At 42.6% G+C, this 24384-nt stretch carries 19 protein-coding genes and 2 pseudogenes; 8 read left to right on the top strand and 13 right to left on the bottom strand.

The window, feature by feature from the left end:
• The coding region (locus ACO0K4_RS18945) for a DUF2058 family protein (protein ID WP_422958161.1) at positions 1-134 on the top strand (134 nt) is incomplete at its 5' end.
• A 461-nt stretch (positions 135-595) separates the two neighbouring features.
• Here ACO0K4_RS18945 and ACO0K4_RS18940 read toward each other — a convergent pair.
• The 5 genes and pseudogenes from ACO0K4_RS18940 to ACO0K4_RS18920 all read right to left on the bottom strand — a co-directional run.
• Positions 596-997, bottom strand: coding sequence for a type II toxin-antitoxin system MqsA family antitoxin (locus ACO0K4_RS18940; protein ID WP_422958235.1), 402 nt, complete (start codon positions 995-997; stop codon positions 596-598).
• A gap of 2 nt (positions 998-999) precedes the next feature.
• Positions 1000-1296, bottom strand: a complete 297-nt coding sequence (locus ACO0K4_RS18935; RefSeq protein ID WP_422958234.1) for a type II toxin-antitoxin system MqsR family toxin — start codon at positions 1294-1296, stop codon at positions 1000-1002.
• 494 nt (positions 1297-1790) lie between these two features.
• Positions 1791-3137, bottom strand: coding sequence for a hypothetical protein (locus tag ACO0K4_RS18930; RefSeq protein WP_422958233.1), 1347 nt, complete (start codon positions 3135-3137; stop codon positions 1791-1793).
• 179 nt (positions 3138-3316) lie between these two features.
• A complete protein-coding gene (locus tag ACO0K4_RS18925) occupies positions 3317-6010 on the bottom strand; it encodes an AAA family ATPase (RefSeq protein WP_422958232.1) in 2694 nt (897 codons plus the stop codon).
• A 241-nt stretch (positions 6011-6251) separates the two neighbouring features.
• Positions 6252-6538 (bottom strand): annotated as a pseudogene (locus ACO0K4_RS18920) (hypothetical protein); the annotation flags it as partial.
• A gap of 616 nt (positions 6539-7154) precedes the next feature.
• Here ACO0K4_RS18920 and ACO0K4_RS18915 point away from each other — a divergent pair.
• Positions 7155-8399, top strand: coding sequence for a phage integrase (locus ACO0K4_RS18915; RefSeq protein ID WP_422958231.1), 1245 nt, complete (start codon positions 7155-7157; stop codon positions 8397-8399).
• A 1084-nt stretch (positions 8400-9483) separates the two neighbouring features.
• Here the strand turns inward: ACO0K4_RS18915 and ACO0K4_RS18910 are convergent.
• Positions 9484-12171: a bifunctional diguanylate cyclase/phosphodiesterase gene (locus ACO0K4_RS18910; RefSeq protein ID WP_422958230.1), complete on the bottom strand. Its 2688-nt coding sequence runs from the start codon at positions 12169-12171 to the stop codon at positions 9484-9486.
• 35 nt (positions 12172-12206) lie between these two features.
• On the opposite strand from ACO0K4_RS18910, the gene ACO0K4_RS18905 reads away from it, so the two are divergent.
• Complete coding sequence (locus ACO0K4_RS18905) at positions 12207-12503, top strand: hypothetical protein (protein WP_422958229.1); 297 nt, start codon at positions 12207-12209, stop codon at positions 12501-12503.
• 73 nt (positions 12504-12576) lie between these two features.
• Here ACO0K4_RS18905 and ACO0K4_RS18900 read toward each other — a convergent pair whose 3' ends face one another.
• Together ACO0K4_RS18900 and ACO0K4_RS18895 are read right to left on the bottom strand one after the other, a co-directional pair.
• Positions 12577-13005 (bottom strand): PilZ domain-containing protein, encoded by a 429-nt coding sequence (locus tag ACO0K4_RS18900; RefSeq protein WP_422958228.1) that lies wholly within the window; start codon positions 13003-13005, stop codon positions 12577-12579.
• A 432-nt stretch (positions 13006-13437) separates the two neighbouring features.
• Positions 13438-13521 (bottom strand): annotated as a pseudogene (locus ACO0K4_RS18895) (helix-turn-helix domain-containing protein); the annotation flags it as partial.
• A gap of 357 nt (positions 13522-13878) precedes the next feature.
• Between ACO0K4_RS18895 and ACO0K4_RS18890 the strand changes: the two are divergent.
• On the top strand, positions 13879-14724 hold the full coding sequence (locus tag ACO0K4_RS18890; RefSeq protein ID WP_422958227.1) for a diguanylate cyclase domain-containing protein: 846 nt from the start codon (positions 13879-13881) through the stop codon (positions 14722-14724).
• Positions 14725-14869: 145 nt separating this feature from the next.
• On the opposite strand, the gene ACO0K4_RS18885 is transcribed toward ACO0K4_RS18890, so the two are convergent.
• The gene (locus ACO0K4_RS18885; protein ID WP_422958226.1) at positions 14870-15391 is read right to left on the bottom strand and encodes a hypothetical protein; all 522 of its coding nucleotides are present in this window, start codon (positions 15389-15391) and stop codon (positions 14870-14872) included.
• Positions 15392-15419: 28 nt separating this feature from the next.
• Positions 15420-15839, bottom strand: coding sequence for a BON domain-containing protein (locus tag ACO0K4_RS18880; protein WP_422958225.1), 420 nt, complete (start codon positions 15837-15839; stop codon positions 15420-15422).
• Between the two features lie 1155 nt (positions 15840-16994).
• Between ACO0K4_RS18880 and ACO0K4_RS18875 the strand changes: the two genes are divergently transcribed.
• On the top strand, positions 16995-19406 hold the full coding sequence (locus ACO0K4_RS18875; RefSeq protein WP_422958224.1) for a catalase: 2412 nt from the start codon (positions 16995-16997) through the stop codon (positions 19404-19406).
• Positions 19407-19818: 412 nt separating this feature from the next.
• Here ACO0K4_RS18875 and ACO0K4_RS18870 read toward each other — a convergent pair whose 3' ends face one another.
• Together ACO0K4_RS18870 and ACO0K4_RS18865 are read right to left on the bottom strand one after the other, a co-directional pair.
• Complete coding sequence (locus ACO0K4_RS18870) at positions 19819-20259, bottom strand: CHRD domain-containing protein (protein WP_422958223.1); 441 nt, start codon at positions 20257-20259, stop codon at positions 19819-19821.
• A 2-nt stretch (positions 20260-20261) separates the two neighbouring features.
• Positions 20262-20672, bottom strand: coding sequence for a PRC-barrel domain-containing protein (locus tag ACO0K4_RS18865; protein WP_422958222.1), 411 nt, complete (start codon positions 20670-20672; stop codon positions 20262-20264).
• Positions 20673-20907: 235 nt separating this feature from the next.
• Between ACO0K4_RS18865 and ACO0K4_RS18860 the strand changes: the two genes are divergently transcribed.
• The 3 genes from ACO0K4_RS18860 (at position 20908) to ACO0K4_RS18850 (ending at position 23092) form a co-directional block, all read left to right on the top strand.
• Positions 20908-21351, top strand: a complete 444-nt coding sequence (locus tag ACO0K4_RS18860) for a hemerythrin domain-containing protein (RefSeq protein ID WP_422958221.1) — start codon at positions 20908-20910, stop codon at positions 21349-21351.
• A gap of 68 nt (positions 21352-21419) precedes the next feature.
• On the top strand, positions 21420-22298 hold the full coding sequence (locus ACO0K4_RS18855) for a hypothetical protein (protein WP_422958220.1): 879 nt from the start codon (positions 21420-21422) through the stop codon (positions 22296-22298).
• 545 nt (positions 22299-22843) lie between these two features.
• Complete coding sequence (locus ACO0K4_RS18850; protein ID WP_422958219.1) at positions 22844-23092, top strand: heavy-metal-associated domain-containing protein; 249 nt, start codon at positions 22844-22846, stop codon at positions 23090-23092.
• A gap of 445 nt (positions 23093-23537) precedes the next feature.
• Here ACO0K4_RS18850 and ACO0K4_RS18845 read toward each other — a convergent pair whose 3' ends face one another.
• Entirely contained in the window at positions 23538-24299 is a 762-nt protein-coding gene (locus ACO0K4_RS18845) for a Crp/Fnr family transcriptional regulator (protein ID WP_422958218.1), read from the bottom strand.
• Positions 24300-24384: the final 85 nt, after the last annotated feature.

Below are 24384 nucleotides of genomic sequence, written 5' to 3'. Positions count from 1 at the left end.
TGCCCCGGATTATCGCGGACAAAATCGCCGAGCGCGATGCCTCAATTGTGATACAGGTGAAGAAAACGACGACCGAAATCGATGCGGACGATCCGTATGCCGCCTTCCAGATCCCCGATGACTTTACGTGGTAGCTCCCGACTTAGCTTCTCGTGAAATTTAGAAATTCATCAGACAGCCATATCATTAGATAGCTTAAATTTATGCCTAAATTTCACATGATTGCATGACGTATATATCGGGCTTAAAAGTATTGCGATGCTGTCCCTATTTAGTGACTTAACTTTCCTTCTACAAGCCAGTAACCAGCAATCGGTAGGGTGCGCCATGCGCACCGAATGGCTAAAATTGCTCAATCTTGTTGATCGAAATGGATTGGAGTTACTGGCTTAATAATTCAGCTGAGCCGTAAAACCCTAAAATACGGCTTAAACTCCGCATTGCATCTCTTCATACATTTGGCAATACACCACATGGCCACGCTGCCATTACGATATGCAAGTACTTCCCCTCACCATTGGTCGAGGCGCTGCAGTTTTGTAGAGCGGGTGAGTTTTTTAGTTCACATCAATTTTGGCGGAATACCATAGCGGTTTTACGCCATGCGAACTTCTTCCAGCAAATCAGGATGACGATCCAGCACTTTGAGTAATTTCACCAAAGCCAAAGGCGGCTTGGTTTTGCCATTCTCGTAGCGAGAAAAGGCATTGACACCACCACCGAAAATTTCGGCAGCCTCACGTTGATCGAGAGCTAGCTTTTTTCGCACCGTGGCAATAAAGTCAGGGTCAACAATGGCCGCATTCACTTGCTTATTAAACGCCAACATTAAATTCATCGTGCGTCGGGATTCTGCCGCATCGAGGATAGACTCATCGCAAGCAGAGCAAAAATCGCCCGTCACTTGAGCCAGGATAGTGCTCTCACCTTTGTAGGTATAAGTCTGGTCGCGGGTGTCATGCACCAATTTTGCCGCGCCACAATTTGGACATTGCATGATCACATCTCCTTGAAAGACACGATGAGCACATCATCGATCACTGTTAATTTTAGATACACTTCACCGGCAACCGTCGTCGCCCTATACACATCTTGCCAAACGCGATGATCGTTATGCGTCGTCATGCTTTTGTAGAAATCAGACGCCGATAAGCCTAGGATCACAGCAAGCATTCCATCGAAATCAAATCCTAACGCGGTAGCCCCTTCACGAGCGCCCCTGGTCGAGCGAACTCGGCCAGCCTGAATCATGGCTTTGACGATGGGCAGCTTGCAATGTGGTGAGTTTTTCTCCATAAATATACTTTAACCTATTTGGTTATTTTTGGCAAATTGGTTAATTGATGCTGGAGGAGGCCGCATAGTTATTTTTCACTGATGCTGACCTCTATAGTTGAGTTGCCGTCTTATAAGCCAGTAATCAGAAATCGGTAGAATGCGCCATACGCACCGAATAGCAAAGATCAAAAGTGGTAACAACAGGTATTGGTTTGAGTGGCGCGCATGGCGCACGCTATCCTTGCTGACCCCTTTTGATTTTATTTTCGCCATCAATATCCGTTGTTTGTAAGGCCTCGACCCACTTGCGGTTCATAGTGATTTGTATGATGGTAAGGCGACTTAACCATCGATTTTTCTGCTAGTTGTGCAGTGGGCTAGGGTGGGCACTGTTTCATCGTGCCCACGCGTTACGGTTACTTAAGGTGAAAAAATTGAGTGTGTAAAAGTTTTTTGCGATGATAATTACTTGATCCGCGTGGGCGGAAAAAGCTTGTCCATCCTACATGGCTCTATGGTGTAATTGTTAGACGGAAATCTAACATTGGATCATTCTTGCTGAATTCGCGAGCATTTTGACCATTGACAAATGAACAGTATGTACCTTCAAAATTTAGCGCAGTAAGAATGAATCGGACCACGAGTTCACGCACAACTAGTACATGGTCGTGAAGATCTCCAGTCACCTCAGGACTTGGTTCATAGTGCCCTTGATGTACGACTTGATCACGAGCTGCTTTTGCCTCATTAATTCTTTTTACCTCTATGTCTTCCAATCGCACACCCCAGCGCTTGGCTAATAAATTCAACTTTTCAAGAAGTGACCGCCTCTTCAAATCAGAAAATCTATTGTTCAGTTCAGCTATGACTTTCCTCTGTTCTTCCTCATTTTCAGTCCACGTTTTTACCTCTTCCTTTACAACTTTACTTAGTTTTCTTCGGAGCATTTCATATGTCCTAGCGCCCAATAGAAAACTGTCTTGGTCGGAAAGATTTGAGTCTATAAGGTTTTCAAGCACAGTCATCGAACTAATTAGGTTCGCTTCTCGATACGAGCCATGCATGTTAAACCATTGTATTGCGAAGAACAGATTCTTAACTTCGAACACTGGCTGAAAGTAATTTCGTACTGCACATTGAAAAATACCCTGCAAGCTCAGCCAATTGAAAGGTGGCCAAACGGATTTTTTTTGCTCGCCACGTGAATATAGCTCGATTTCGACTCGCTCTTTATTTGAAAATTCGATAACCGGATACTCCAAATCTGCGTTTGCTGCAAATGACATTACATGCCGTATGTGATCGCAAAGCTTTGTTGATGACGCGCGCCAAACATCTAAATCTTCTGGAATATGTGATGCTACTACTTTAATATATCCGGAAACTTCATTTTTTCCATCTGCATCTTTCAACCCCAGCATCTCTACTCGACCAAGATCAGTATCAGCAACAAGGGAACGCAAACACTGAAAGCCTTTAATCCTCCAAGACAACACTGGAGACGTCATACACTCACTAACCAATTTCATCCTGGCAAAGGAGTAATGCGCGCTCGGGCAGATGGTGTTAGTACCATCTAGCAAGAGATTCCCCAAGCTCGTAAAGATCAAGTCATCACATTTAAATGTTGTTCCGTCTGTCGAAATACCATCTAGGGAAAACTCTTTAAAATGAGTTCCGCCATTTTCAAAATTTTCTAAAACAAATTTGGTCGATTCGTTTAAAGGAAATCGATCAATGGAAATTGATGCCTCTCCAGAAATTTCCACACAGACCGAAAAATCTAATTCAATCTTATGATTATCTTTAGATAGTGTCCCAAAAAACGACGTCGATTCCTTTAGTAATTTGACTTCCACGCGATTCTCCTTTTTCAGTTCGTAGCAATTACGTAGTCCGAATGCGATACTCATGGATTTTGAGCCACTTGGCCGTAGCCTGCAATCGGTAGGGCGCAATGGGCTTCATCGATTGCGCCGCATGTCGTCGGTGAATGATTCCAAGCGGTGCAATGCGTCTGCGGCTATTGGCATCCTAGCTATTGCGGTTTACTGCCTTGCAGCAGAGCTGGAGCAGGGATAACTTTTCCGCCATTTTTCACTACATCGTCAATTTGTACCATGAGATCAAAAATCTCTTTGACGATTGCCTTATCAAATTCTTCGGCCTTGTCTTCTTCGTGAGCGCCTTTGTTTAGTTGGCTCCACTCGACAGCGTGAGTTTTGTCCTTTGCGATCATCGTGTCCAGTATCGGGACCACGTTTTTATAAATTGAAACTTCGGGTTTGGACAGGAAGGCATACAACCCGTTTGCGACGCTGCGTAAATCAGGGGCGCCTTTTGGGCTGCGCATTCCAACACTGATGAGTACATTAAAGTTCTTGTCGCCGAGTTTTTTCCAGATGCGGTGAAGTATTTCTTCGAACGATTTCCTTAGGTATCCAAGGCATTCATGCATTTTTCCATCTTTGTAGCTCTGTTCGGCAATAACCAAGTAGTGACGCGTCAGCTCCAACTTCACGACAATCTTCTTGGATTCCTCCGGAGGAAGAAAGTCGATCCGTGTGATCTTGGACTTGTATTCACTCTTAGGGATGGCATTCTCCAGACGCTTCATGAAATCTTCGCCATGTGTCGTGATGATAAGTTGCCTCTTCTTTATCTCCTCATCTCCCAGAACTAGCGCTACAATTCCGCCTCGGTGCTCATCGTCGATGGAATTCACAACGTCGTCGAAAATGAGAAACGGCAAGTCGTCTCGCACAATCTTGGCAAGCAGAATCGCGAGTCCAAGGCAACGAATGTGTCCCTCGCTGAGTATCTGCAAAGCGTCGTACTTTTGCCCTATCTCAAACTCTATCTCGATTTTCTTGCCAATGGTCGTCGGCAGTGTGAGCGATTTCAATCGATCCGAAATGTGATCGTCCTTGTTGATCGCATTGTAGAAATTGAGTGTCTTTTCGTTGAGGTCGGCAGCAAGGGTGAGAGGAAGATTCGCATTGTACTTCAGCAGTTTTTCGCGAAAACTTTCGTATGCGACAAGGTACTTCATATTGCGAGCGACAACGGGCTTTTCTTTTTCGACTTGCTTAATGAGTTCTTCGTTCTCCGATTTGAATTTCTCAATGGCGAGATTTGCGGTGACAACGCTTGTGATGTTGGCTTTGATGGTCGTATTTATCGCCACAATTTCTTCAAGGTGCTTGGACAGAATTCTGTTTGCATCTTCAAGCTTGTTTATCTCAGCTTTCGATGTTGTGATTTTCTGATTGAACGCGGTGATCGCGAGTCTGAAGGAGTTTAGTATCGCGGTCTGACCAATGCAAATATTCATTGCAGGCTCCAGCGTTTTAGAATTTTCAACGGTCAAAGCGGTATCTGTGAGAACTCCGATTTCCTGCGTCTGCGCGAAGCCTATTGCGACTGCGACGGGCGACAGGTTAACGATCTTAAGGTTGAGCGAGTTCCAGCGGGTCTTGAGCAATTCTGTTATTTCAGCTATGCGTGCTTCTTTTTTTATCGCAACTTCAAATTGCTTCAGTTTTTCCGTTGCGTTTTGGTAAGGATTTTTCGGAACGATCAGCAGATCGCCGTCATACAGAGAGGATTCGCACGCAGGGCACTTGTTTTTGTATTTGTCGCGATTGTCCAAAATGGCTGTGTACAGACTACCCAATGACAATTGGTCTTTATAGGCCGCTAGGAACTGCTTGGCGGTTCTCCGTTCCTCTACGAACGCGACCAAATTCGCTGCTTCCTTCAGGATTGCATCGACACCTGGATCGATCGTGGTTTTAAGATTGGTCAGTCGCCCGATCTCTGTATTGTTCTTCTTCATAAGGCCACCATTGCCTTCGGAGCCGGAAATGTGCGCCTTCACCTCTTCTAGTGTTTTGCAATTCTCGTACTTTAGCAGAAGCGCATCCGCTTTCGCCTTGGCGTTCTTCTCCTTTTCGGGAATTTGGGAAAGGATTATCCTGTGCCCGCCTATCTGTTTTTCCTTATCCGCTAGTTCTTTCGTTTTTTTTCCGGTACAGTCAAGATAATTTTCAAAATTATCATTAAACTGCGTGGAAAAAGCGTTGAACTCTTCAAGACCAAAAAGCGATGCCAATCTGACTTGTTGCGCGGCTGCGGCGTTGGCGGCCACGCGAGCAAATCCATCAATCCGATTTTTTTCGATGAAACAGAACTCATAGTTTTTTGGGTCTGCCTTGACAGGAATGTCTTTCTTTCCATCGGCGCTAACTCCAAGCAATATTGGCAGGTTCGTTTTTTTTGTAATTGAATTTTTTATGTACGAGGCAATATCGATGCGTTTTGAATCTGCCTCGTTGATCGACCCCAGCAACCCGTACTCTAACGCTTCACATAGACTGGATTTTCCAGTACCGTTCGGGCCATAGACAAACGTGTATGGATTCTTGAATTCGAGAAGATGCTCAGTGGAGAATCCACGGAAGTTTTGAACTTTAATGCTGGAAAGTCGAACGATTTTTCCCTGATCGTCGGCAGAAGTTTCTATTTCAATATTCAGTTCGCTTGAGGCTGAGTCTCCGACTTCCTCGATTAATTTCGCGATCTGTTTGCCTCGCTTTCCTCCGGCAGTTCCAAGAGACTCCACCTTAGTAAAATTGTCCAAAATTAGCCGGCACAGCTTCTTTTCGTATTCGGAAAACCCCGTTTGCGATTTTCCAAGAAATCTCTTAAATTCTGATAACGATTTAGACATAGAAATCCGATCAGTAGCAAATAATAGGTTGGGTTTGAAAATTTCTTGCGGCTTATGGCATTTCTTGAATCGATAGGAGGCGACCAAACAAAGGAGCCGGGTTCACTTTATAAATCAAATCAATGCAAAAAAGGGAGCTAACATTCCATCATTTCGATAGTCAGTATGGTTTTTGTGCTAAGAACTATACATGTCACGATAGTAATTGAGTTGCCTATACGGAAATATATTTCTACCCCCCTCACCAAACTCGGCCCCCAGCCGTCCTCTGCACCAAAATCCTGGTAGCAATTCGTTCCGTCATTTCGTACACATGGAAGATCATGCCTACCTTGCGGCTCATCACCTGCAAGCCATCCAGTGCATCCATCGCTACGCGCAGGGTGTCTGTATCTAGGCTGCCTAAACCTTCGTCGATGAATCGCCGCCGCAGAGGGAATGGGCTGAGCGTAGTTCGTCGCCCATGTCTTGGTCTATCACCATCAGCGCTAGCGTGTCGTTGATGCGTTTCAGGCGGTATTGGCGTGCCCGGTCTTGTACGATGCTGGCGTATAGTTGGCTGGCTGCTGCCTGAATTTTTACGAGCATCCAAGATTAATACTTTTGGATAGGCGCCAAAGGTAAGTCGCGTATTCTTGCAATCAGGTTGGTGATAGCTCATACGCTAAATTCTTTATCTGGTTGGTGCCACCTCAAGATACATGCCATCACCTTCGGCAAATGGGTAAGTTTTGTCCTTTGGCTTAGCGTTCTTGATCTGTGTGTCAGTAAGAGGTTTGGCGAGTTTTGGTATTTTGCATCCAAGCGTTTTATGGTTAAGCAACTATGTGCTCAAATATGGATGCAAAAACGCCTGATATAAACGGACGCCCAAAGCCCCAGCAAACAAAAAACCCGCTTCAGCATAAAGCTAAAAGCGGGTTTTTCGTACGTATTAGGTATTCCCTAAAACGAAATTCTGGTGGTGATAGGTGGACTTGAACCACCGACCCCAGCATTATGAGTGCGAATAAGTTTGTTTTTTGGAATCCATGGAAGTATTTTTGCTCTTTATAGATCAATGACTTAGGATTTAATTGTCGTTACAAGTCCATGCTGGTACACTGCGGATCCGGTCCATAATAGGTCCACGTGTAGAGAAGGTATGAAAGCAGATATAACCCGAGAACTATTGCGCGGCATCGCGCCCCGCGTCAATGCCTTTGATATCAATGATACCAAGCTCCCAGGATTTTTAGTTAGGGTGATGCCTAGTGGGGCGATTACCTTCAACATTCGCTTTACCAATAGTAAAGGCGTCCGGGATAGGCATTCCCTTAAGCTAAGCTACCCTTCCACCACAATTAGCATCGCAAGAGAAAAGGCTGTGATCGCGCTTGGAAAAATCCAGGCAGGCGAAGATCCAGCGGGTTCCCGCAAAGCTATTCGAGACGCTCAGGTCACGCTGTTTGGGTTTATTGATGGTGACTACGGTAATCATTTAAAGATAAAGACAAAATCACATACGGCGACGGTTGACCGACTAAAACAATGCTTCGAGAAATTCAAAGATAGGCCACTTTCAATGATTGATGCGCTCACTATTGAACAGTGGCGCGCAGCAAAGATTGCCAAAGGTTGGACCGCTTCTACAGTGAATAGGGACATTGGAGCCTTAAAACCGCTGTTCTCAAGAGCTGTTGAGTGGAAACTTATAGCTGACAATCCTCTTAAATCTGTAAAGCCTTTAAAGTGCGATTCGGATCCAATCGTTCGTTACCTGACAGAGGACGAAGAGTATAGGTTGAGAATAGCATTAGATCGCAGAGAGGCCTCGTACAGGGCTGATCGTATATCGGCTAATATCTGGCGGGCTAAACGTCGCTGTGAACTACTGCCTGAGATCCGTGAGTTCGAGTTTAAAGATTACCTGCAACCAGCAGTACTGTTATCGCTCAATACGGGTATTCGCCAGGGGGAATTGATTCAGTTACGCTGGATTGACGTTGATCTTGATAAGCAAAGCCTTTCTATCAGAGGAGAAACGGCTAAGAGTGGCAAGATCCGTCACGTTCCCCTAAATGATGAGGCATTGCATGTTCTGAGAAAATGGCAGAGTCAATTGAAAGGAACCAATGACTTAGTCTTTCCAGGGCGTGATGGCAAGCCCATTGCAGAGGTTAAGACTGCTTGGCGCAACTTGCTTGTGGATGCCGGTATCATTGAATTCCGATGGCACGATATGAGACATCACTTTGCAAGCATGCTGGTAATGAACCAGGTTGATCTGAACTCAGTACGAGAGCTGTTGGGGCATGCAGATCTTAAAATGACTTTGCGCTATGCTCATTTGGCGCCGGAGCATAAGATGGCGGCTGTTCAAAAGCTTATGAATAGACGTAAAAATTAGCGTAGGCCCATCTAGCATAAGTAATTCAAGACGGATATATTTTGAGATTCGCAGCAAGCTTTATAAAAGTGGTCACTCACAAATTAAGAAAACAGCCACAAATTTTTTTGATCTGTAAGATATTTTTAGCCACTTTTACGAGCGGGCTATTTAGGTGGTCTATTAGTGTGGCACCGTTAAAAAGATTTAACTAGGTTTGCAAGCATCTAAAGATTCCATATTTTACGTTGGAAAAAAGTCTTAAAGCGTGCTTTAGAATCTACGTTTGATTCGATCAATTTTTATAGCTTCCTACAAAGAAAAATCTGATGTACGGAGACAAAAAGTTATCGATATATTTTCGGCTGAGATGGTTTGTACGACAAAGATCTTTACATTTACTCGGTGAACGTCGCCTGAGTTTGGCGAATTAAGAACCTAATAAGTGAGTACTTCCAATAGTTTTCTTTATTTTTTGGTTTGCATGTTACACCTCGACATACAGCGGCATACTGTGTCGCCAAGATCATTAGTGTGTCCTCACCATTGAGTTATGGCACACGCTGAAATACTCATTTAAAGCATGGGTGAAAGCAACATATAAATCTAAAATAATAGACGGTTGTTAAGATTTCATCCTTAAAAAATCAATCTCTTTGCTTATTTTTTTCAACATTATCAACGTGTTGATCTAAGTGTGTATGCAAAGAAATATCGTACTGTGTGAGTATTTGCATCAAAACAGCCAGTGATTTTTAATTCAAAAATGCCATACTTTTTCAAGCAAAAGTGCCATCAATTTGAATTTCAAACCTGCCATTAAATTGCATTCAAAAAGATCGCAAGTTCTTAAGAACACTTTAAGCATCACTCAATGCCTAAACGTAAAGGTCAGATACTTCATAAATGCCTATCCTGAAAATTAGCGATCACAGCGGCACAGCGGTACGTAAGATCGCAAGCGACTCAAAGCGGTGGTCAACAGACTGTTCATTTTGCCGATCATAACGTGGCTGAGAATCTTGACATACTCTTTGCTCAGTTTTGGCGAGAATTCTAATCGACTTATTGACATGATAAATCCTAGTTAATATTTAAAAAGAATCTAAATTAAAAACTCTCGAGTCATCATCCTAGGAAGTTCATCTGCTGGAACAGGACGTGAAATAAGATACCCTTGAACTTCATCACAGGATAAATCGCGAAGGAGATTCAACTGCTCCTTTGTTTCTACCCCCTCGGCAACAACCGTCATGTTTAACGCATGGGCCATAGAAACTATCGCTTTGAAAAAAATTCCGCCCTCTTGAGATCGTGTTAATTCGTTAGTAAATACCCGATCAATTTTCAGAACGTCCATGTCTAATCGCTGTAGTTGGGACAATGAAGAATATCCTGTACCGAAATCATCAACTAGTAATTGAATACCCAGGGAACGAATCGCTGACAATTCCGCCATGATATTGCTGTCCTCGCCCATCATCGCTGATTCAGTAATTTCTACTTCAATTAGCTGCGCTGATAGATTATGCTTTTCTAAGAAATATACGAGTTTTTTTTGCAACCCGCCCGCATGAAATTGTTTTGCAGATACATTGATAGAGAGCGGAAACGGGGGTAGCCCCATCCGTTGCCAATCACTAATTTGCTGACAGGCTTTATCCATTACCATTTCACCCAGCTTCAAAATAAGACCTGTTTCTTCGGCAATTGAGATGAATTCGACTGGAGGAATCACGCCTCTTTCAGGGTGAATCCAGCGAATTAAGGCCTCCATACTTGTGAGTTTGCCAGAGATCACATTCACTCTTGGTTGATAGTACAAAACAAATTGATCTAACTCAACGGCCTGAATGAGTGACTGTTCCATTTCAAATCTTGACTTGATCTTGGCATACAGTTCCGGTTTATAAAAGTTGTAATGTCCCTTACCAGACGCTTTTACCGAATACATAGCTATATCAGCATTTTTTAATAATGTTTCTGTGTCCTCGCCATCGTCGGGATATACGCTAATCCCAATTGATGCACCTACAACATGCTTTTGCCCTCCTAACCACAAAGGTTGCTGAAACGCCTCTATAATTCTTTCAGCCACTCTTCCGGGCTTATTTTCACGGACAACTGGTTCTAATGCGACAACAAATTCGTCGCCTCCTAACCTCACAACATTATCGGTGGGTCTCAAAACGGACTGCAGTCTCGAGGCCACTATTTTTAAGAGACGATCTCCGGCAGCATGTCCTTGTGTATCGTTGACATTTTTGAAGCCATCTAAATCAAGAAATAAAAGTGCTAGTTTGGTTTGATCGGTTTTTGCCCGCTGAATTGCTTGGGGAAGGTAGTAGAGAAACCAGTTTCGATTGTACAAACCAGTCAAACTGTCTTTATTCGCCAGCGCTGATAACTGTTCCTCTGCTTCTTTTTTAGCGCTAACATCTTGAATTGTTACAGCAAGACCAGAACCTGATCGAGCTAACCTACGGCGTGCCCATACCATGTTAAGTGGGCTTTCTTCTGGAAGCTTATATTCATCTTCGTAAAACCCAGTTTCCATCGCTTTGGAATAAATTTCCAGCAAGGTATTGAAGTAGTTTTCGCCTTGTAAGGAGGACATATTCACTCCGATTAGCTCCTCTCGATTCAGCCCGAAAAAATTTGCACCGCGAGCATTACAGTCGGCAAACTGAAAATCGATAATTTTTCCTTTTATATCTCTTGTGGCATTTAATATATAAAATCCCTCGTCAGTCCCCTCTGTCGCTAGCCGATAAGTGTCGCTCACTCCTCGAGCCTCATGTTTACGCCATGCAAGCCGCGTTGCCATCGTCGTAGAAATTATGCCAAACAACAGAATAAAAATGGTTCCTTGAATCGCCGATACTCGATGTCGCTTTAACAGATCAAAATGCGAGCGCATCAGCTCACTTTCAGACAAGCCGACAACTGCATAGAAAGGATACGATTCTAATTTCTGCCAACCTAAAAAACGTGGCTCATGATCAATAAACAATTTTTCATCACTGATCAATTTTGTGCCTTCAAACGTTCTTAAAGGAATGTCCTGACTGACGGCCTGAGTTAACCCAAAAGGAATTCTATCCCCAATACGAGAGGCCCCAATCCTTCCATCCGTACTGAGAACCGCCAGTAATCCGTTGATTCCTAAACTTTGAAAATCATAAAAGGAGGAGAGATAATCAGGAGAAATTGATATAACAACCATTCCTGCAAATGAATCGTCAATATTATCTAGTCGGCGAGTGAAGTGAATTACAGGTTTGCCAGAACTGTTCACGACAACGGGAAGGCTAATTTGCATCTCACTAGAGATGTTATTTTTATGAAAATAAAATTGACCTCTAAGTGTTGTATCTTGCCATTTTTCAATTGGCGTCGTTGAAGTTACGGGCTCTGCTAAATCATTTAAAATCGCAAGTACGGCAAATTGGGAAGCGGTAAATAAGCCCTGTTTTTTTAACTTTTCCAGACTAAAACTCTTATTTGAGTTTTCCCAATCATATTTAACATGCATGCTAATCTGGTCAATTTGCTCAAATGATCGATTAAGATATTGAGCATAAGCGCGCGATAGCGAAGCGACATCTTTTAGCGCATCCGATTGCACTTGTTTTTTATCATGAGCAATCTGAGTGTTAGTAATTGCCCATATGATAACAATTGTGACAATGCAAATGCATGGCCAGATAAATATGAACGGGTAGCTTTTCTTCAAAAGCAAAAACTCTGTTACCCACTTAGAAAATACTGATGTAAATTTTGTTTGCTTCACAATGACATTTACAATTCTTTGAAAGAGATGTCTTAATGGAAGAGGATCGTTTTGGTGTACCTAGCTCTAATATACACGCTGCGGAAAAATGGATAAAACGGACAAAAAACAATGACTTTACATGTTATGTCCCCACGAGAAATGAAGTGCTTCATCTTAACTCAGACAAGCTCGTCAAAATTTTAATCGACTGGATGTGTAAAAGCCCAACCGAAATCATTCCTAGTAAAAGCCAAATTAGTGAAGTCAAAAATTTATTACTTCAGCGAGAGGATGTTCATCAACTCCATGGCATCATTACCATGTGTAACCACTATATTTCGGGTGACTAACTTACTGTAGCTCATGTAGCACTTACTACTCCTGCACGGCAATGTTGATGAAGAAATTAAATTTGTTAATTATTTACATCGGTTTAGTTTGATTAGTTTCTCTCAGAATGCAGCGCATAAATTTGTTTTCCCCGTCAAATGTATGTGTTATCAACATATTAATGTCGTCATCCGCATATGAATTAAAAGTAAATCCACATTTTGTGTAGGTGCTACCAACTTCGCTACTCCATACCAACTCAATAATACCTGGAGGTAATCGAGCCTCATCGCCGCCTATCTGATTGATCAAAGACATTTCAAATTGTTGTCCTTCAACAAGCGAATTTTTTTGCATGAGAATTTGAAGACCCCCTTGACTAACATCGACTAAAACACCAAGCATGCCGCTTGGGTTATCTTCAGGCTTAAATACCCAGATGGGTAAAAAGTCCCTATCTTTCTGTACCAGAAAAAATTGGGAACGCTCGAATCTCCGATTCTCGATATCATTATTCATCATTTTCTTCAATCCGGTTATACCGCGTCTACAATTAGTTTAACTGGTGGTAGTTAGTGTGACTAGTTCCTTACCATATTAAAGAATTATGACTTGCCAATTACGTTAAAAGATTTGGAAGATCGACATCGTCCTTGACCGCTTGGTTCATAGTTATCACGCACTTCGATTTGAGTGGGAACCAGTATGCGGAAAGCTAAGAAAACCGACTGTTCGTTTGCTTGCTGCATTGACCATGTCAGGTTGACCCGCCCGCCTTACCCTTGCGAATGCCGCAATCCGGTCGGGAGACCCCTCAAAGCCCAATCCCTTTAGATCCTTGTGAAGCGGCTTCAAAGTGCGCCGCTGCTTGCATGATTTGGCCGCCTCGGACTTCAGCAACGCCGATAGTTGGAAGGCATACTTGCCGATCGCGCTGGGTGTACGCCGGTCCGGTTAGGATGGCTCTATAGTTTCCGAGCGCAGGTAGCGCCGGACGGTATTTCTTGAGATGCCAAGGCGTTTGGCGATTTCTCTCGGTGGGACCTAGTCGCGAATGTGCCAACGGCGAATAATGCCTAGTAGTGCCACGTCAATTACTCCAATTCCCCACTCAATATCGTGAGTAGGATTGTGTCTTAAACGTGGGTCACGTTTAGATGCAAATCAACAGCAGAATACAATCGAGCTAAATACAGGGTGGCAGACTTGCCATGCAAATGGTAGCGGGTTTGAAATGCAATCAAGAGACCGGTTTGATGGAAAAGGAGTGGCAGGTTTGACTTGCAAAAAGGTGGCCGGAGCGATGCAAATACTCAACTGTGCGGCAGCACACAGTCAAAATGAAAAATATGAGGCATTACCTATCATTTAATATATCAATCCTTTAAGGTATTTATGTCTCATACAGAGCCAATTACAATAGAAACAGATGCGCAATCTTTGGCAAAGGTTCTTGACCAAAGCGAACGAATTAAAGATGTGATGGTTGAATGCGCTGATGATCTTTCGTCAGTCAATACAGCGTTGAAACAGAAACTGGCAAATGATATAAATTCTTTAGGTGTAGAAAGTGCGTTACAAACTAGTCAATCAGTGGAAGAAAAAGTTCAGGGTGCGGCGACTCAGCTATCTGCCGTAAATCAGGCTTTAGGGAACGAAGTAATTGAACGCCAAATACTTGAGCAACAACTAGAAGTAGCTCAAAATCAGGCCGCCGAATCAAAACATGCATCGCTCCATGACCCCCTTACAGGCTTGCCAAATCGCTTGTTATTTTATGACCGCTTGGAACATGGAATAGCGCAAGCAAACCGACACGGATGGACCTTAGCAGTCTTCTTCGTTGATCTAGATAATTTTAAGATGATTAATGACACGTTTGGACATACCACCGGTGACCACGTTTTGAGAACCATAGCGCAGCGACTAAAAGAAACAACTCGCAACGACGATACCTTCTGCAGACATGGAGGGGATGAGTTTCTTTACTTGTTGCTTGAGGTCGGAGATGAAGATGACATCACAATTATTGCTAATAAACTTATGGAGGCTATAGAAATACCGATTGAAGGAACCGGAGAGCCGTCGACCTGCTCCCCTGAAATTCCAATGGTAAGCGCAAGTATTGGAATAGCAGTATTTCCAAAAAATGGTTTGACTGCTGATGCGTTGATCAAAAGTGCAGATGAAGCAATGTATAAAGCCAAAACAACAAAAGGCCGTTACTCTTTTGCCACATGAATCAAATATAAAACTTCAACAATAAAATTTAATTTGACTGAAAATCGCGGCGAACATTTATTGCTAGTTTGCAGCCCGCAAGGAACGAATATATCTCAAAATTTTTGTAAATCAACGGAGAAAGCTAAGTGTTAAAGTAGGGCGTTCACTTTGGAGCAGATGCTTCAGAGGTTGACTTAATATCTTCAGCCCCAGCATTTTGAAAAATCTCTTTCACGGTTTTGACTTGATCAGAGTTTTCAGTATGGACTGAAATCAATACATTACCATTTCTGATTTTTCCGTCATAAAGTTTTGCCTCGTATTCAGGAATTCCCATCCCAACCAAAGCACCGATGAGACCGCCCGCAGCGCCCCCAACTGCTGCACCACCTAGAGCCGCCATAATTGGGCCAGCTGCAATAAACGGACCCACGCCCGGTATAGCTAATGTTCCGATACCTGCTAACCAACCTAAGATAGCGCCAACTCCCATGCCAGCGACACCACCTGTGGCTGTGCCTTCAGGTACTTTCGTGTTTTGCTCATGGGCGAAGTCACGAGTACCACTTTGATCCGGAAGAAGAACAGAAATCTCTGCACTACTAAAATGTGCCGATTTAAGAGTTTCAACAATGGATTCTGCTTGCGCTTTAGTTTGAGCGATACAATAAACTGCGTTTTTCATACCTTTTCTCCTGAAAACAGTGAATGAATTAGTTGGTCTTAACATCTAATTGGTTATCGATAGATTTGACACCAGGAGTGTCGTGAACCATTTTTTCTATCGTCATTTTTTCTTCATTACTTTTGACGGGCCCCCGCAAAATAACAACGCCACCTGAGCTCATAATTTTGATGTTGTGTGCTGATGTAGACAACGACTTATCATGAACAATATTGCGTCTTAGCATTGCTAGAAATTTTCTGTCTTCCGCGTTATTGGATTGATCTTGGGGCGTTTCAGTAGTATTCGATCTATCTCTTAAATTCATTTTGGAGTTATCGACATTTGATGTGCTTTTAGATGCTGGCTGTGCAGGTGAAGTAGGCTTATCTTCAGCAGATGAAAACAATGGAGTTGATACAAAAAAAAGTAATGCGACGGATGTTAAACCTCTAGATACAGATTTCATTTCTATCTCCTGTTCAATGCCTAAGAGTGGGCAATGAAGCGAGATTAATCAATCTCATGAGATCTCTCTGTGCGGTATCTAACGCGATCCAAACAATATTTTTGTTTATTGAAATATTTCTTAGAATATAGTCGAGATTTTTTCCAATGAGGAGATCATTACATTATATTTATCGACGTTTTAATCCATTAAATTTTAAATCGTGCGACTACATAACCCCCTCAAAAAATATTGCTGCAACTTAGTATTCAGAGTTTGTCTTTAAGGCAGAGGATGCAAGTAACTTTTATATAAAAAATTCTGTGCGCTGACTTTATAGAATTAACTTTTTTCAAGAAAAGCAATGACTGCTCACATCCCGTAGATCGTATATTTCATACAAATTATTCTAGTGAACTTTGTAAATCTGTACTTCCACGATAGGTACGCTTGAGCGGTTCCTTACGTAATTTTCTAAATGTCTGATCGCTTCGGCTTGAGATACATAACGTTACATACTCACTAAGCCCATTGTTAGATATCGCACAGTAGTGGCTAATTATTCAATTCATAGTGCTCCTCACCGTTTGATAACCATTTAAAGAGAGATGATTGCTATGGCGAAAAAATCAACTGACGTTTTGTCGACTGATGCTGCATTGGATCTGAAAAAAAGCGGGACTTCGCAGCCGATCGAAGGGAAGTCAGCATCCCAAGTAGAAGTAAAAAGTGACTCTAAAAAAATCAAGTTGAAGCTAACTTAGAAAAACCGTCAGACGCAGATCAGCTGTTAAAAGAAGACCATCGTAAGGTAGTGACGATGAAAGTTCTCGATCATCTAGCAAGCGCAATAATCAAAGTGATGATGAGCAACATGGTGGCTGGTTTGGCGATTCCCAAGGGCATGCAGAGGCAGCACGTCGTGGTTGGGAAAATCGTTCGTAAAAATTGTTGTTTCAATTAGCCAAAATAATCTCGATTTTTATCAGGATTATTTGGATATTAATTCTGTTCAACAAGTTGAACATGCCCTTTATATGTCTGTAGATGCGAGCTTGGAAGAACTGCGTGTAGTTTGCTCGCACCACTCAAACAGGCATTGTCAAGATCTGGAGACGCAGTGCCGTACTTGCGTGCGCACATATTTTTCTTATCGATGTTATTAAGGCTCGCACCATGAATAAAAAAGATTCTCTCTCCTCAACTGATGGTGCAGGCTCCGTATTGAGCACCGTTTCAGGTCCTTCCGCGAATGAACTTCCCAAGTCTTTGGGTGCCATGGATGTTACCTCCCCCTATTTGATCGAAAAAATTGGAAGCGCTTTAAAACTTGCTGCTGCTATTCCCGAAAATATAACCAAAGCTAGCGAGTATGGAGATTTTGCTCGTGACCCCCTTCCTGGTGTTACGGCAAAACCTTCTTCTCCAAGTGCTACCGCAAGTACTGCAATGGAATCAGTCGCGTCAGACAAGCTTGGAGACGGCAAGCCAGCGTTAGGAGTTAATTCAACCATTGGACCATTGGATCGTGTTCGAGTCGATGCATCTGGTCAGCGCCTTACCACCAATCAAGGCGTGCCAATTGCAGACAACCAAAATTCTTTGAAGATCGGTCTACGTGGACCTACTGCATTGGAAGATTTCATTCTGCGTGAAAAGATTACACATTTCGATCACGAACGAATTCCTGAGCGAGTCGTACATGCTCGGGGTTCCGCAGCTCATGGCTATTTTGAGTGTTACGAAAATTTTAGTGGCCTTACTCGTGCATCCTTGTTCGCTGAGCCAGGTAAACGAACTCCCGTATTTGTTCGTTTTTCAACTGTTGCGGGCGAGCGAGGTTCTGCTGATACTGTTCGCGATGTTCGAGGCTTTGCCGTAAAGTTTTATACTGACGAAGGTAATTGGGATCTAGTGGGTAATAACATTCCTGTGTTTTTTATTCAGGATGCTATGAAATTTCCAGACCTCGTGCATGCTGTAAAACCGGAGCCTCATAACGCCATGCCGCAGGCATCCAGTGCACATGACACCTTCTGGGATTTTGTTTCCCTGACACCTGAATCAACTCACATGCTGCTGTGGCAAATGTCTGACAGAGCTATTCCGCGTAGCTATCGGATGATGCAGGGCTTTGGTGTACACACCTTCCGTCTTATCAATGAACAAGGCGAATCCGTTTTTTGTAAGTTTCACTGGTCGCCTATTGCGGGCACACACTCACTTGTCTGGGATGAAGCAGTCAAGCTTACAGGTGCTGATCCAGACTTTCACCGCCGGGATTTATGGGAGGCGATTGAGGCAGGTGTATTTCCAGAATATGAGCTCGGTATTCAAGTATTTTCAGAAAAGCAGGCGGATGCATTTGAATTCGACGTGCTTGACCCTACCAAACTTATTCCAGAAGAAATAATTCCCATCACGCCTCTCGGTAAGATGACACTCAACCGTAATCCTGATAATTTTTTTGCAGAGACTGAACAAGTCGCTTTTTGCATAGCTCACATCGTTCCGGGCATTGATTTTTCTAACGACCCTTTACTGCAAGGAAGAATTCATTCTTATTTAGATACGCAAATCAGTCGTCTGGGTGGACCGAATTTCCACGAAATTCCCGTAAATTCGTCTGTAGCTCAGGTTCACAATAATCAACGAGATGGAATGCATCGCCAAGCGATTCATCGGGGCAGGGTCTCATATGAGCCAAATTCTCTCGCAGGTGGTTGCCCTTTTCAAGCGGGGCGTTCGGGCTTTACGAGTTTTCCTCAAACAATTGCTGACGATAAGGTGCGTGGCAAACCAGAAAAATTTGCCGAACATTTTGCACAAGCTAAACTGTTCTGGATTAGTCAGACGCCAATTGAGCAGGCTCACATTGTTAACGCATTCCGCTTTGAACTGACCCGTGTACAAACCCCGGCAGTACGACACCGGGTTGTATCTCTCTTAGCTAATGTCGACATTATTCTGTGTGCAGGAGTTGCTGATGGTCTTGGCATAGAAATACCTGCACCTATGCAACCTGCAACCGATACACCTGTGCATGACTATGAACCTTCACCTGCCTTATCCTTGAAGGCTCGTCCAGGAAAAATGGGGATCAAGACCAGGCGAATTGCTCTTCTAGCAGAGCATGGTGTTAATGCGTTAACAGCACGGGCAATTTATACCTCATTGCTTGATGATGGAGCAGTTCCACGCATCGTAAGCAATTCATTAGGAAAATTGCGTTCGGCGGCAGGAGATCCTCTAAACGTAGAAATTACTTTTGAAACTGGCCCATCTGTTTTGTATGATGCGGTAATTATTTTGCCAGGTGAAGATGTCACAGATAGTCTTGCATCGAATGCACAAGCCCTCGAGTTCCTTCGTCTGCAGCATCGCCACTGTAAGCTGATTCTTGCCTTTGGGGCACCTGGCATGCTTCTCGACGCAGCGGGCATACCAGATACGCTGGTTGATGGATCCCCGGACTATTCGGTTATGAAAGTCGATGATGATTTTAACGTGGACTCCCTTGAGGTGTTTAAGACGATGGTGGGTGAACATCGCTATTTTCGTCGTGAGACAGACCCACCTGTGACTTGAATTATGTTTGTAGTACATTTCCGTTGCCAGTGGATCTGGTAACGGAAATGAACCTCACGGATCGTTTATATCAGCATGCAAAAAATAATCTGATCTGCGGTGAACAATAAGTCGGTGGAGTTGAAAATAAAAATCTAGTATCTTTTTCAACATAAGCAAGATCGGAAATATTCGGTTGTTATGAATCCGCCGCTACATATGTCTCATTAAATATTTTCAGTATTTTTAAAAATGGGTCAAGGAGCTGGTTATTATAAAACTAGATTAAATTCAACGAATTTGGAATCACACCATACGACCTAATAGTTTTTTTGGTGAAAAAAACCGCATTTCTAATATTTTATTTAGTCTTTTTACCAGTAGACCCAGACCTTATGTCCGTCTTTGCCTTCTAAGAAAATACAGTCGCTAATTACGGTTTTAATTGCCCTCGAATCTCTCCGTCTTTATTTTCTGCACTATGTACGTTAATGTAAAGATTTCCTGCTTTGTAGCTCGCGTATTGGTCGTCTGTGAGGATTGATCTTGGTGGCACGACCCAACCACTATCACCCGATTTTACCAAAGTAATAATGGGAGGCCCTTTCTTTCCTTCTGCGCCTAAATGTATGTGAGCTAGGGTTCCGGCTAATCCTGTGGTAGTCACCATGCCAGTCACAGATTTATCCTTGTTGACGGAAATGCTGCCGATGCCTTTGGCTGAAGTTTTAACTGGTGGAGTCTCTTCTGCTCCGGTTAAACTTACCTTCGTCTCATTCGCAAAAGCAGTAATAGGGCCGAGCGTGACGCTACAACCAAGCATGATTATGCTCAAGATTTTAGGGAGGTAATTCTTAGAAAATTGATTTTTCATAATCAGCTCCGGGGAGTGTCATAAAAGGTTCGTACTGTTTCGGCCCAATTACTATCTGCCATGTCCGGCCATTGATCAGAATTAAATCCTGGGGCATTTTCAAACCGTTCCTTCTTTATATTAAGTACAAAGCGTTTATTCGCTGTGTCCAGTTTTAGAGCGCTCCAAGGAACCGCAAACAGCTTTTCTCCAATGCTGAAGAGTCCTCCGCTAGCGAGTACAGCATAGGCAATTTGGCCTGTCCGCATATTGAGCATGATTTCTTTTATCTCGCCTAAATGTTCTTCCTGTGGATTGTGTACATGGTTACCAATCAATGTATTTGCGCCCATTAATTCTGGACCTGGTCCCTTGTTGTTACCTGATTCACTGGTAGCGTACATTCCATAAGTGTCGTTTTTTACATAACTCATATTAATTCTCCTCTGGTGAACTTATAGATTGAATTGGATTAATACTCTTGTCCGTTCGATAGCACACAAATACAAAATCAAGTTCATCTAAGCAGAAATTTCCTCAGAGAATGCCAATCTTTTTTAGCTAAAAAGAAATCCCAATTTAATGTGAGACGCCGTACATACACCGCATTGAGTCGCGAATATTCTCAGCACGTTCTTGTATTTTCTTTCCCATAACCCAGGATCATTTATGAACTCAAAGAGCATTGACGCAATCGGAATTCTTATTACAGATCATCGCGCAGTTAAAGCAATGTTTGCGGAGTTTGATGAGCTTAGTGACCGATCAACGGTAAGTAAAAAAAGACTTGTAGATACAATTTGTAATGCACTGCTCATTCATACTCAAATCGAAGAAGAAATTTTTTATCCTGCAGTCAAAGAAGTAATCGGTAACGACGATTTAATGGATGAGGCAGTGGTTGAACACGCCAGTGCTAAAGACCTTATAGAACAGATTCAGGAAATGGACCCAAGCGATGATTTATACGATGCTAAGGTAAAAGTGTTATCAGAGCAAATTGAACATCATGTGTTGGAAGAAGAACGGGAAATGTTTCCGCTAGTCCGAAAAACGAGGTTGGATTTGATAGCTCTTGGTGAGGAAATGAGTGAACGTAAAGAGCAATTTTAAGAATGCTCCTGCCCCAGCTTTGATCCATGTAAAACGAGTAAAACTAATAACGAGATATGGGAGGCAATATGCAAAATCATCCTACCGATGCAAATATGCTTGAAATCAGTAATGAAAACTCATCCTGTGTAAGTAGTTCAGGAGTCTCTTGGGCGGCCGTACTGGCAGGTGCAGTGGCAGCGGCATCGCTCTCATTAATCTTATTGATGTTGGGCGTCGGTTTAGGTCTATCTAACGTCTCACCATGGTCCTATAACGCCACTGTCATGGGAGTATCAGCAATTGCTTGGGTCACGTTTACACAACTTGCTGCATCTGGGGTTGGTGGATATTTAGCAGGTAGATTGCGCATCAAATGGAGTAATTTACATAATAACGAAGTCTATTTTAGAGACACAGCCCATGGTTTTCTTGCATGGGCTGTTGCCTCACTAATGACTGTTGGGATATTGGCCAGTGCGGCTCAAAGTATCCTTAACGAAGCATCAAACATTGGTACTAAAGTAGTAACTGCATCAGCTGCAATAGCAAGCGATATGAAAACTAATCCAGTCGATTATTTTTCAGAGATGTTGCTACGGTCTGATGATGGTTCTTTGGATGCAAACACCGCGGCACGTGCTGAGGTGGGAAAAATTTTATCCAAAGATATTCTTAGTGGAGCCTTGAGCCACACTGACCGTGATTACCTTTCTAAAGTCATTACTAAACGCACGGGATTGACTCCAATCGATGCTGAGAAGCGTGTTGACATGATCTACTCTCAATGGAGTAAGTCGGTGTCAGACACCAGCAATGCCTTAAAAGAATCGGCTGATAAGGCACGCAAGGCGGCTGCCAATTCTGCTTTATGGATGTTTATCAATCTACTTATCGGTGCATTTGTCGCCAGCCTTTCTGCGACCATAGGCGGAAGTCAACGAGATAGAGCACATTTGCCCGAGTAAGTACTCTTCGGAGTAAAAAATTCTGATTTCAATCATTCATTTATTTTATTGGAGACTATGATGCGCTCAATTTTGCTATTACTACTTGGCATTCCCATCCCTATCGTAATTCTGATTGCTTTATTTGTTCATTAACTTGTTCATTATATTTAGACCCGGTTTATCTTACTTTGAGCACTCATTTGAATGAAACCGAAATGTCGAACCTAAAAACTTTACCATCGGCTCAAAATCAATTTAGCCGGAATAATTTATTGAAACTCATTGATCAATTAAGTTTAAAAACGATGCCGATCTATGTAAAAAGTAAGAAATAGTTCCTTCTGTGATTAGTAATATTCGGCCTCTGAAAATTATCGATCGGTGCCTCAATTACTATCTACATTCATGAAGTTAGCTATATCACTATTAATGAACACCGAGCTTTGATACCGAATAACAGAGATAAATTCTTTTACTTCTTACCTTATAGATACAGCAATGTCACAAGGCTGGAAAATGGCATGTAAATCATTTTTAAATAAATTAACTAAAGAGGTATCGCTATGCAAATAGAGAATATAAAAATACAAGGAATGACTGATGACCACTGCGCCAGTATTGTGGAACAAGCACTAAAAGCAGTACCAGGCGTTAATAACGTCACAGTTTCACTTGTTGATAATGACGCGAACGTACAGTACGACGAAAATAGGAGTTCAGCAGACCAGTTAAAATCTGTCATTAAAGAAGCTGGCTATAGAGTCGATCCGACTAACCTTACTGCTGGCTTATCGCTCAAAAACGATTCCTAAAATGTATAACCCGTAGACTCGTTTCAACCAAAAATGTCAAAGTGGATTATCAGATTTGAATGTGGCTTAAATGGATCCAGTCACATAAAAAGCTCTTCAAAGCAGGCGCCATTTGTCTGCTTTGTAGTCTGCAAAAAATATGTATAAATTTCATGCTCTATTAACTTCAACCTAGAAATTTACCAAAATATATTGTACTAGGAAGAGAAAAACTAAAGCCGTTGGACAAAGAATTTGACAGGAATATTCAGTAAGAAGCTAACATCAATATGCTTCTAGTGAGTTAGTCAAGCGCATTGCACAAACGGCTTTAAACGTTGAATTACGATATTTTAAACTTGGGCGTTTCATCAATACGAGACAGATTAACCAGATAGGATTAGCTATTAATTAATTCCGTTTCTAAATAGTTAGTGGAGTTTTTTTAAGCTTGTACCATATCAAATCAAAGTCGCGCCATCTCGTAGCATTCACCGGCGCGTAGCTCCAGATCCTTCCTATTCAATATGGTGATGCATCCACGTGTACATCGAACTAGACCCGCATCTTGTAACTTACGGGAAGCCTCCGTAACGCTTTCTCGCCGCACGCCTAAATTATTGGCGATCACTTCTTGGGTAATTTTTATTTCTTTTATGCTTGAGCGATCAAACCTTTCTAAAAGCCACCGAGAAAGTTGTTGTTCTATTGTATAGTGCCTTCCACATACACAATTCTGTGTCATTTGAGAAAGCAAACTATGTATGTAAAGCATCGTGGACTTTTGAAAATCCCCCCCCCGGTCGTACATTTGTCTGGCTGCGCGCGGTTTTATTCGGAACGCACGGCCTGCAGACTGCACTACAGCATCACCCAGCGCAGTCTTATCCATGAGCGCGGAAATACCTACCATACCTTCGCTGCCTGCGACTGAAATCTCCGTAGAACTGCCGTTCTCTAAGACATATAACAGGGAAACGATTGCAGAGGTCGGGAAATACACGTAAGGCACGTAGGATCCGAATTCAAAGAGACGTTGACCGACTGAAAGTTCAATAAGTTCGAGAGGAGATATAAGTAAATTCTCGTCTTCGAGACTGTTCAAAATTTTGTTCTGCCGAAATTCTTTGGATTGATATATCGGCAAATAACTATGTGAAATATATCGCTTCACATCGAAAATATTTGGGGTGTTGATGGAATTTTCGTCGCTGATAGCATTTTTCATTTCCAACCTCTCTTCGTCATAATAAGAACCAGAATGAAGCTGTCTTTTTGTAAAAGGGGACAACGTATTACGCAGCCCCCTTTTA

It is taken from the genome of Undibacterium sp. RuTC16W, assembly GCF_049339445.1.
Lineage (GTDB): Bacteria > Pseudomonadota > Gammaproteobacteria > Burkholderiales > Burkholderiaceae_D > Undibacterium.
The sequence above is the reverse complement of the archived record's forward strand: the minus strand, read 5'-3'. Positions and strand labels throughout refer to the sequence as shown.

Excerpts from the sequence above, each read along its gene's own strand:
- ACO0K4_RS18940 (WP_422958235.1), bottom strand. The coding sequence starts at position 997 with ATGCAATGTCCAAATTGTGGCGCGGCAAAATTGGTGCATGACACCCGC.
- ACO0K4_RS18935 (WP_422958234.1), bottom strand. The coding sequence starts at position 1,296 with ATGGAGAAAAACTCACCACATTGCAAGCTGCCCATCGTCAAAGCCATG.
- ACO0K4_RS18925 (WP_422958232.1), bottom strand. The coding sequence starts at position 6,010 with ATGTCTAAATCGTTATCAGAATTTAAGAGATTTCTTGGAAAATCGCAA.
- ACO0K4_RS18915 (WP_422958231.1), top strand. The coding sequence starts at position 7,155 with ATGAAAGCAGATATAACCCGAGAACTATTGCGCGGCATCGCGCCCCGC.
- ACO0K4_RS18905 (WP_422958229.1), top strand. The coding sequence starts at position 12,207 with ATGGAAGAGGATCGTTTTGGTGTACCTAGCTCTAATATACACGCTGCG.
- ACO0K4_RS18900 (WP_422958228.1), bottom strand. The coding sequence starts at position 13,005 with ATGATGAATAATGATATCGAGAATCGGAGATTCGAGCGTTCCCAATTT.
- ACO0K4_RS18890 (WP_422958227.1), top strand. The coding sequence starts at position 13,879 with ATGTCTCATACAGAGCCAATTACAATAGAAACAGATGCGCAATCTTTG.
- ACO0K4_RS18885 (WP_422958226.1), bottom strand. The coding sequence starts at position 15,391 with ATGAAAAACGCAGTTTATTGTATCGCTCAAACTAAAGCGCAAGCAGAA.
- ACO0K4_RS18880 (WP_422958225.1), bottom strand. The coding sequence starts at position 15,839 with ATGAAATCTGTATCTAGAGGTTTAACATCCGTCGCATTACTTTTTTTT.
- ACO0K4_RS18875 (WP_422958224.1), top strand. The coding sequence starts at position 16,995 with ATGAATAAAAAAGATTCTCTCTCCTCAACTGATGGTGCAGGCTCCGTA.
- ACO0K4_RS18870 (WP_422958223.1), bottom strand. The coding sequence starts at position 20,259 with ATGAAAAATCAATTTTCTAAGAATTACCTCCCTAAAATCTTGAGCATA.
- ACO0K4_RS18865 (WP_422958222.1), bottom strand. The coding sequence starts at position 20,672 with ATGAGTTATGTAAAAAACGACACTTATGGAATGTACGCTACCAGTGAA.
- ACO0K4_RS18860 (WP_422958221.1), top strand. The coding sequence starts at position 20,908 with ATGAACTCAAAGAGCATTGACGCAATCGGAATTCTTATTACAGATCAT.
- ACO0K4_RS18855 (WP_422958220.1), top strand. The coding sequence starts at position 21,420 with ATGCAAAATCATCCTACCGATGCAAATATGCTTGAAATCAGTAATGAA.
- ACO0K4_RS18850 (WP_422958219.1), top strand. The coding sequence starts at position 22,844 with ATGCAAATAGAGAATATAAAAATACAAGGAATGACTGATGACCACTGC.
- ACO0K4_RS18845 (WP_422958218.1), bottom strand. The coding sequence starts at position 24,299 with ATGAAAAATGCTATCAGCGACGAAAATTCCATCAACACCCCAAATATT.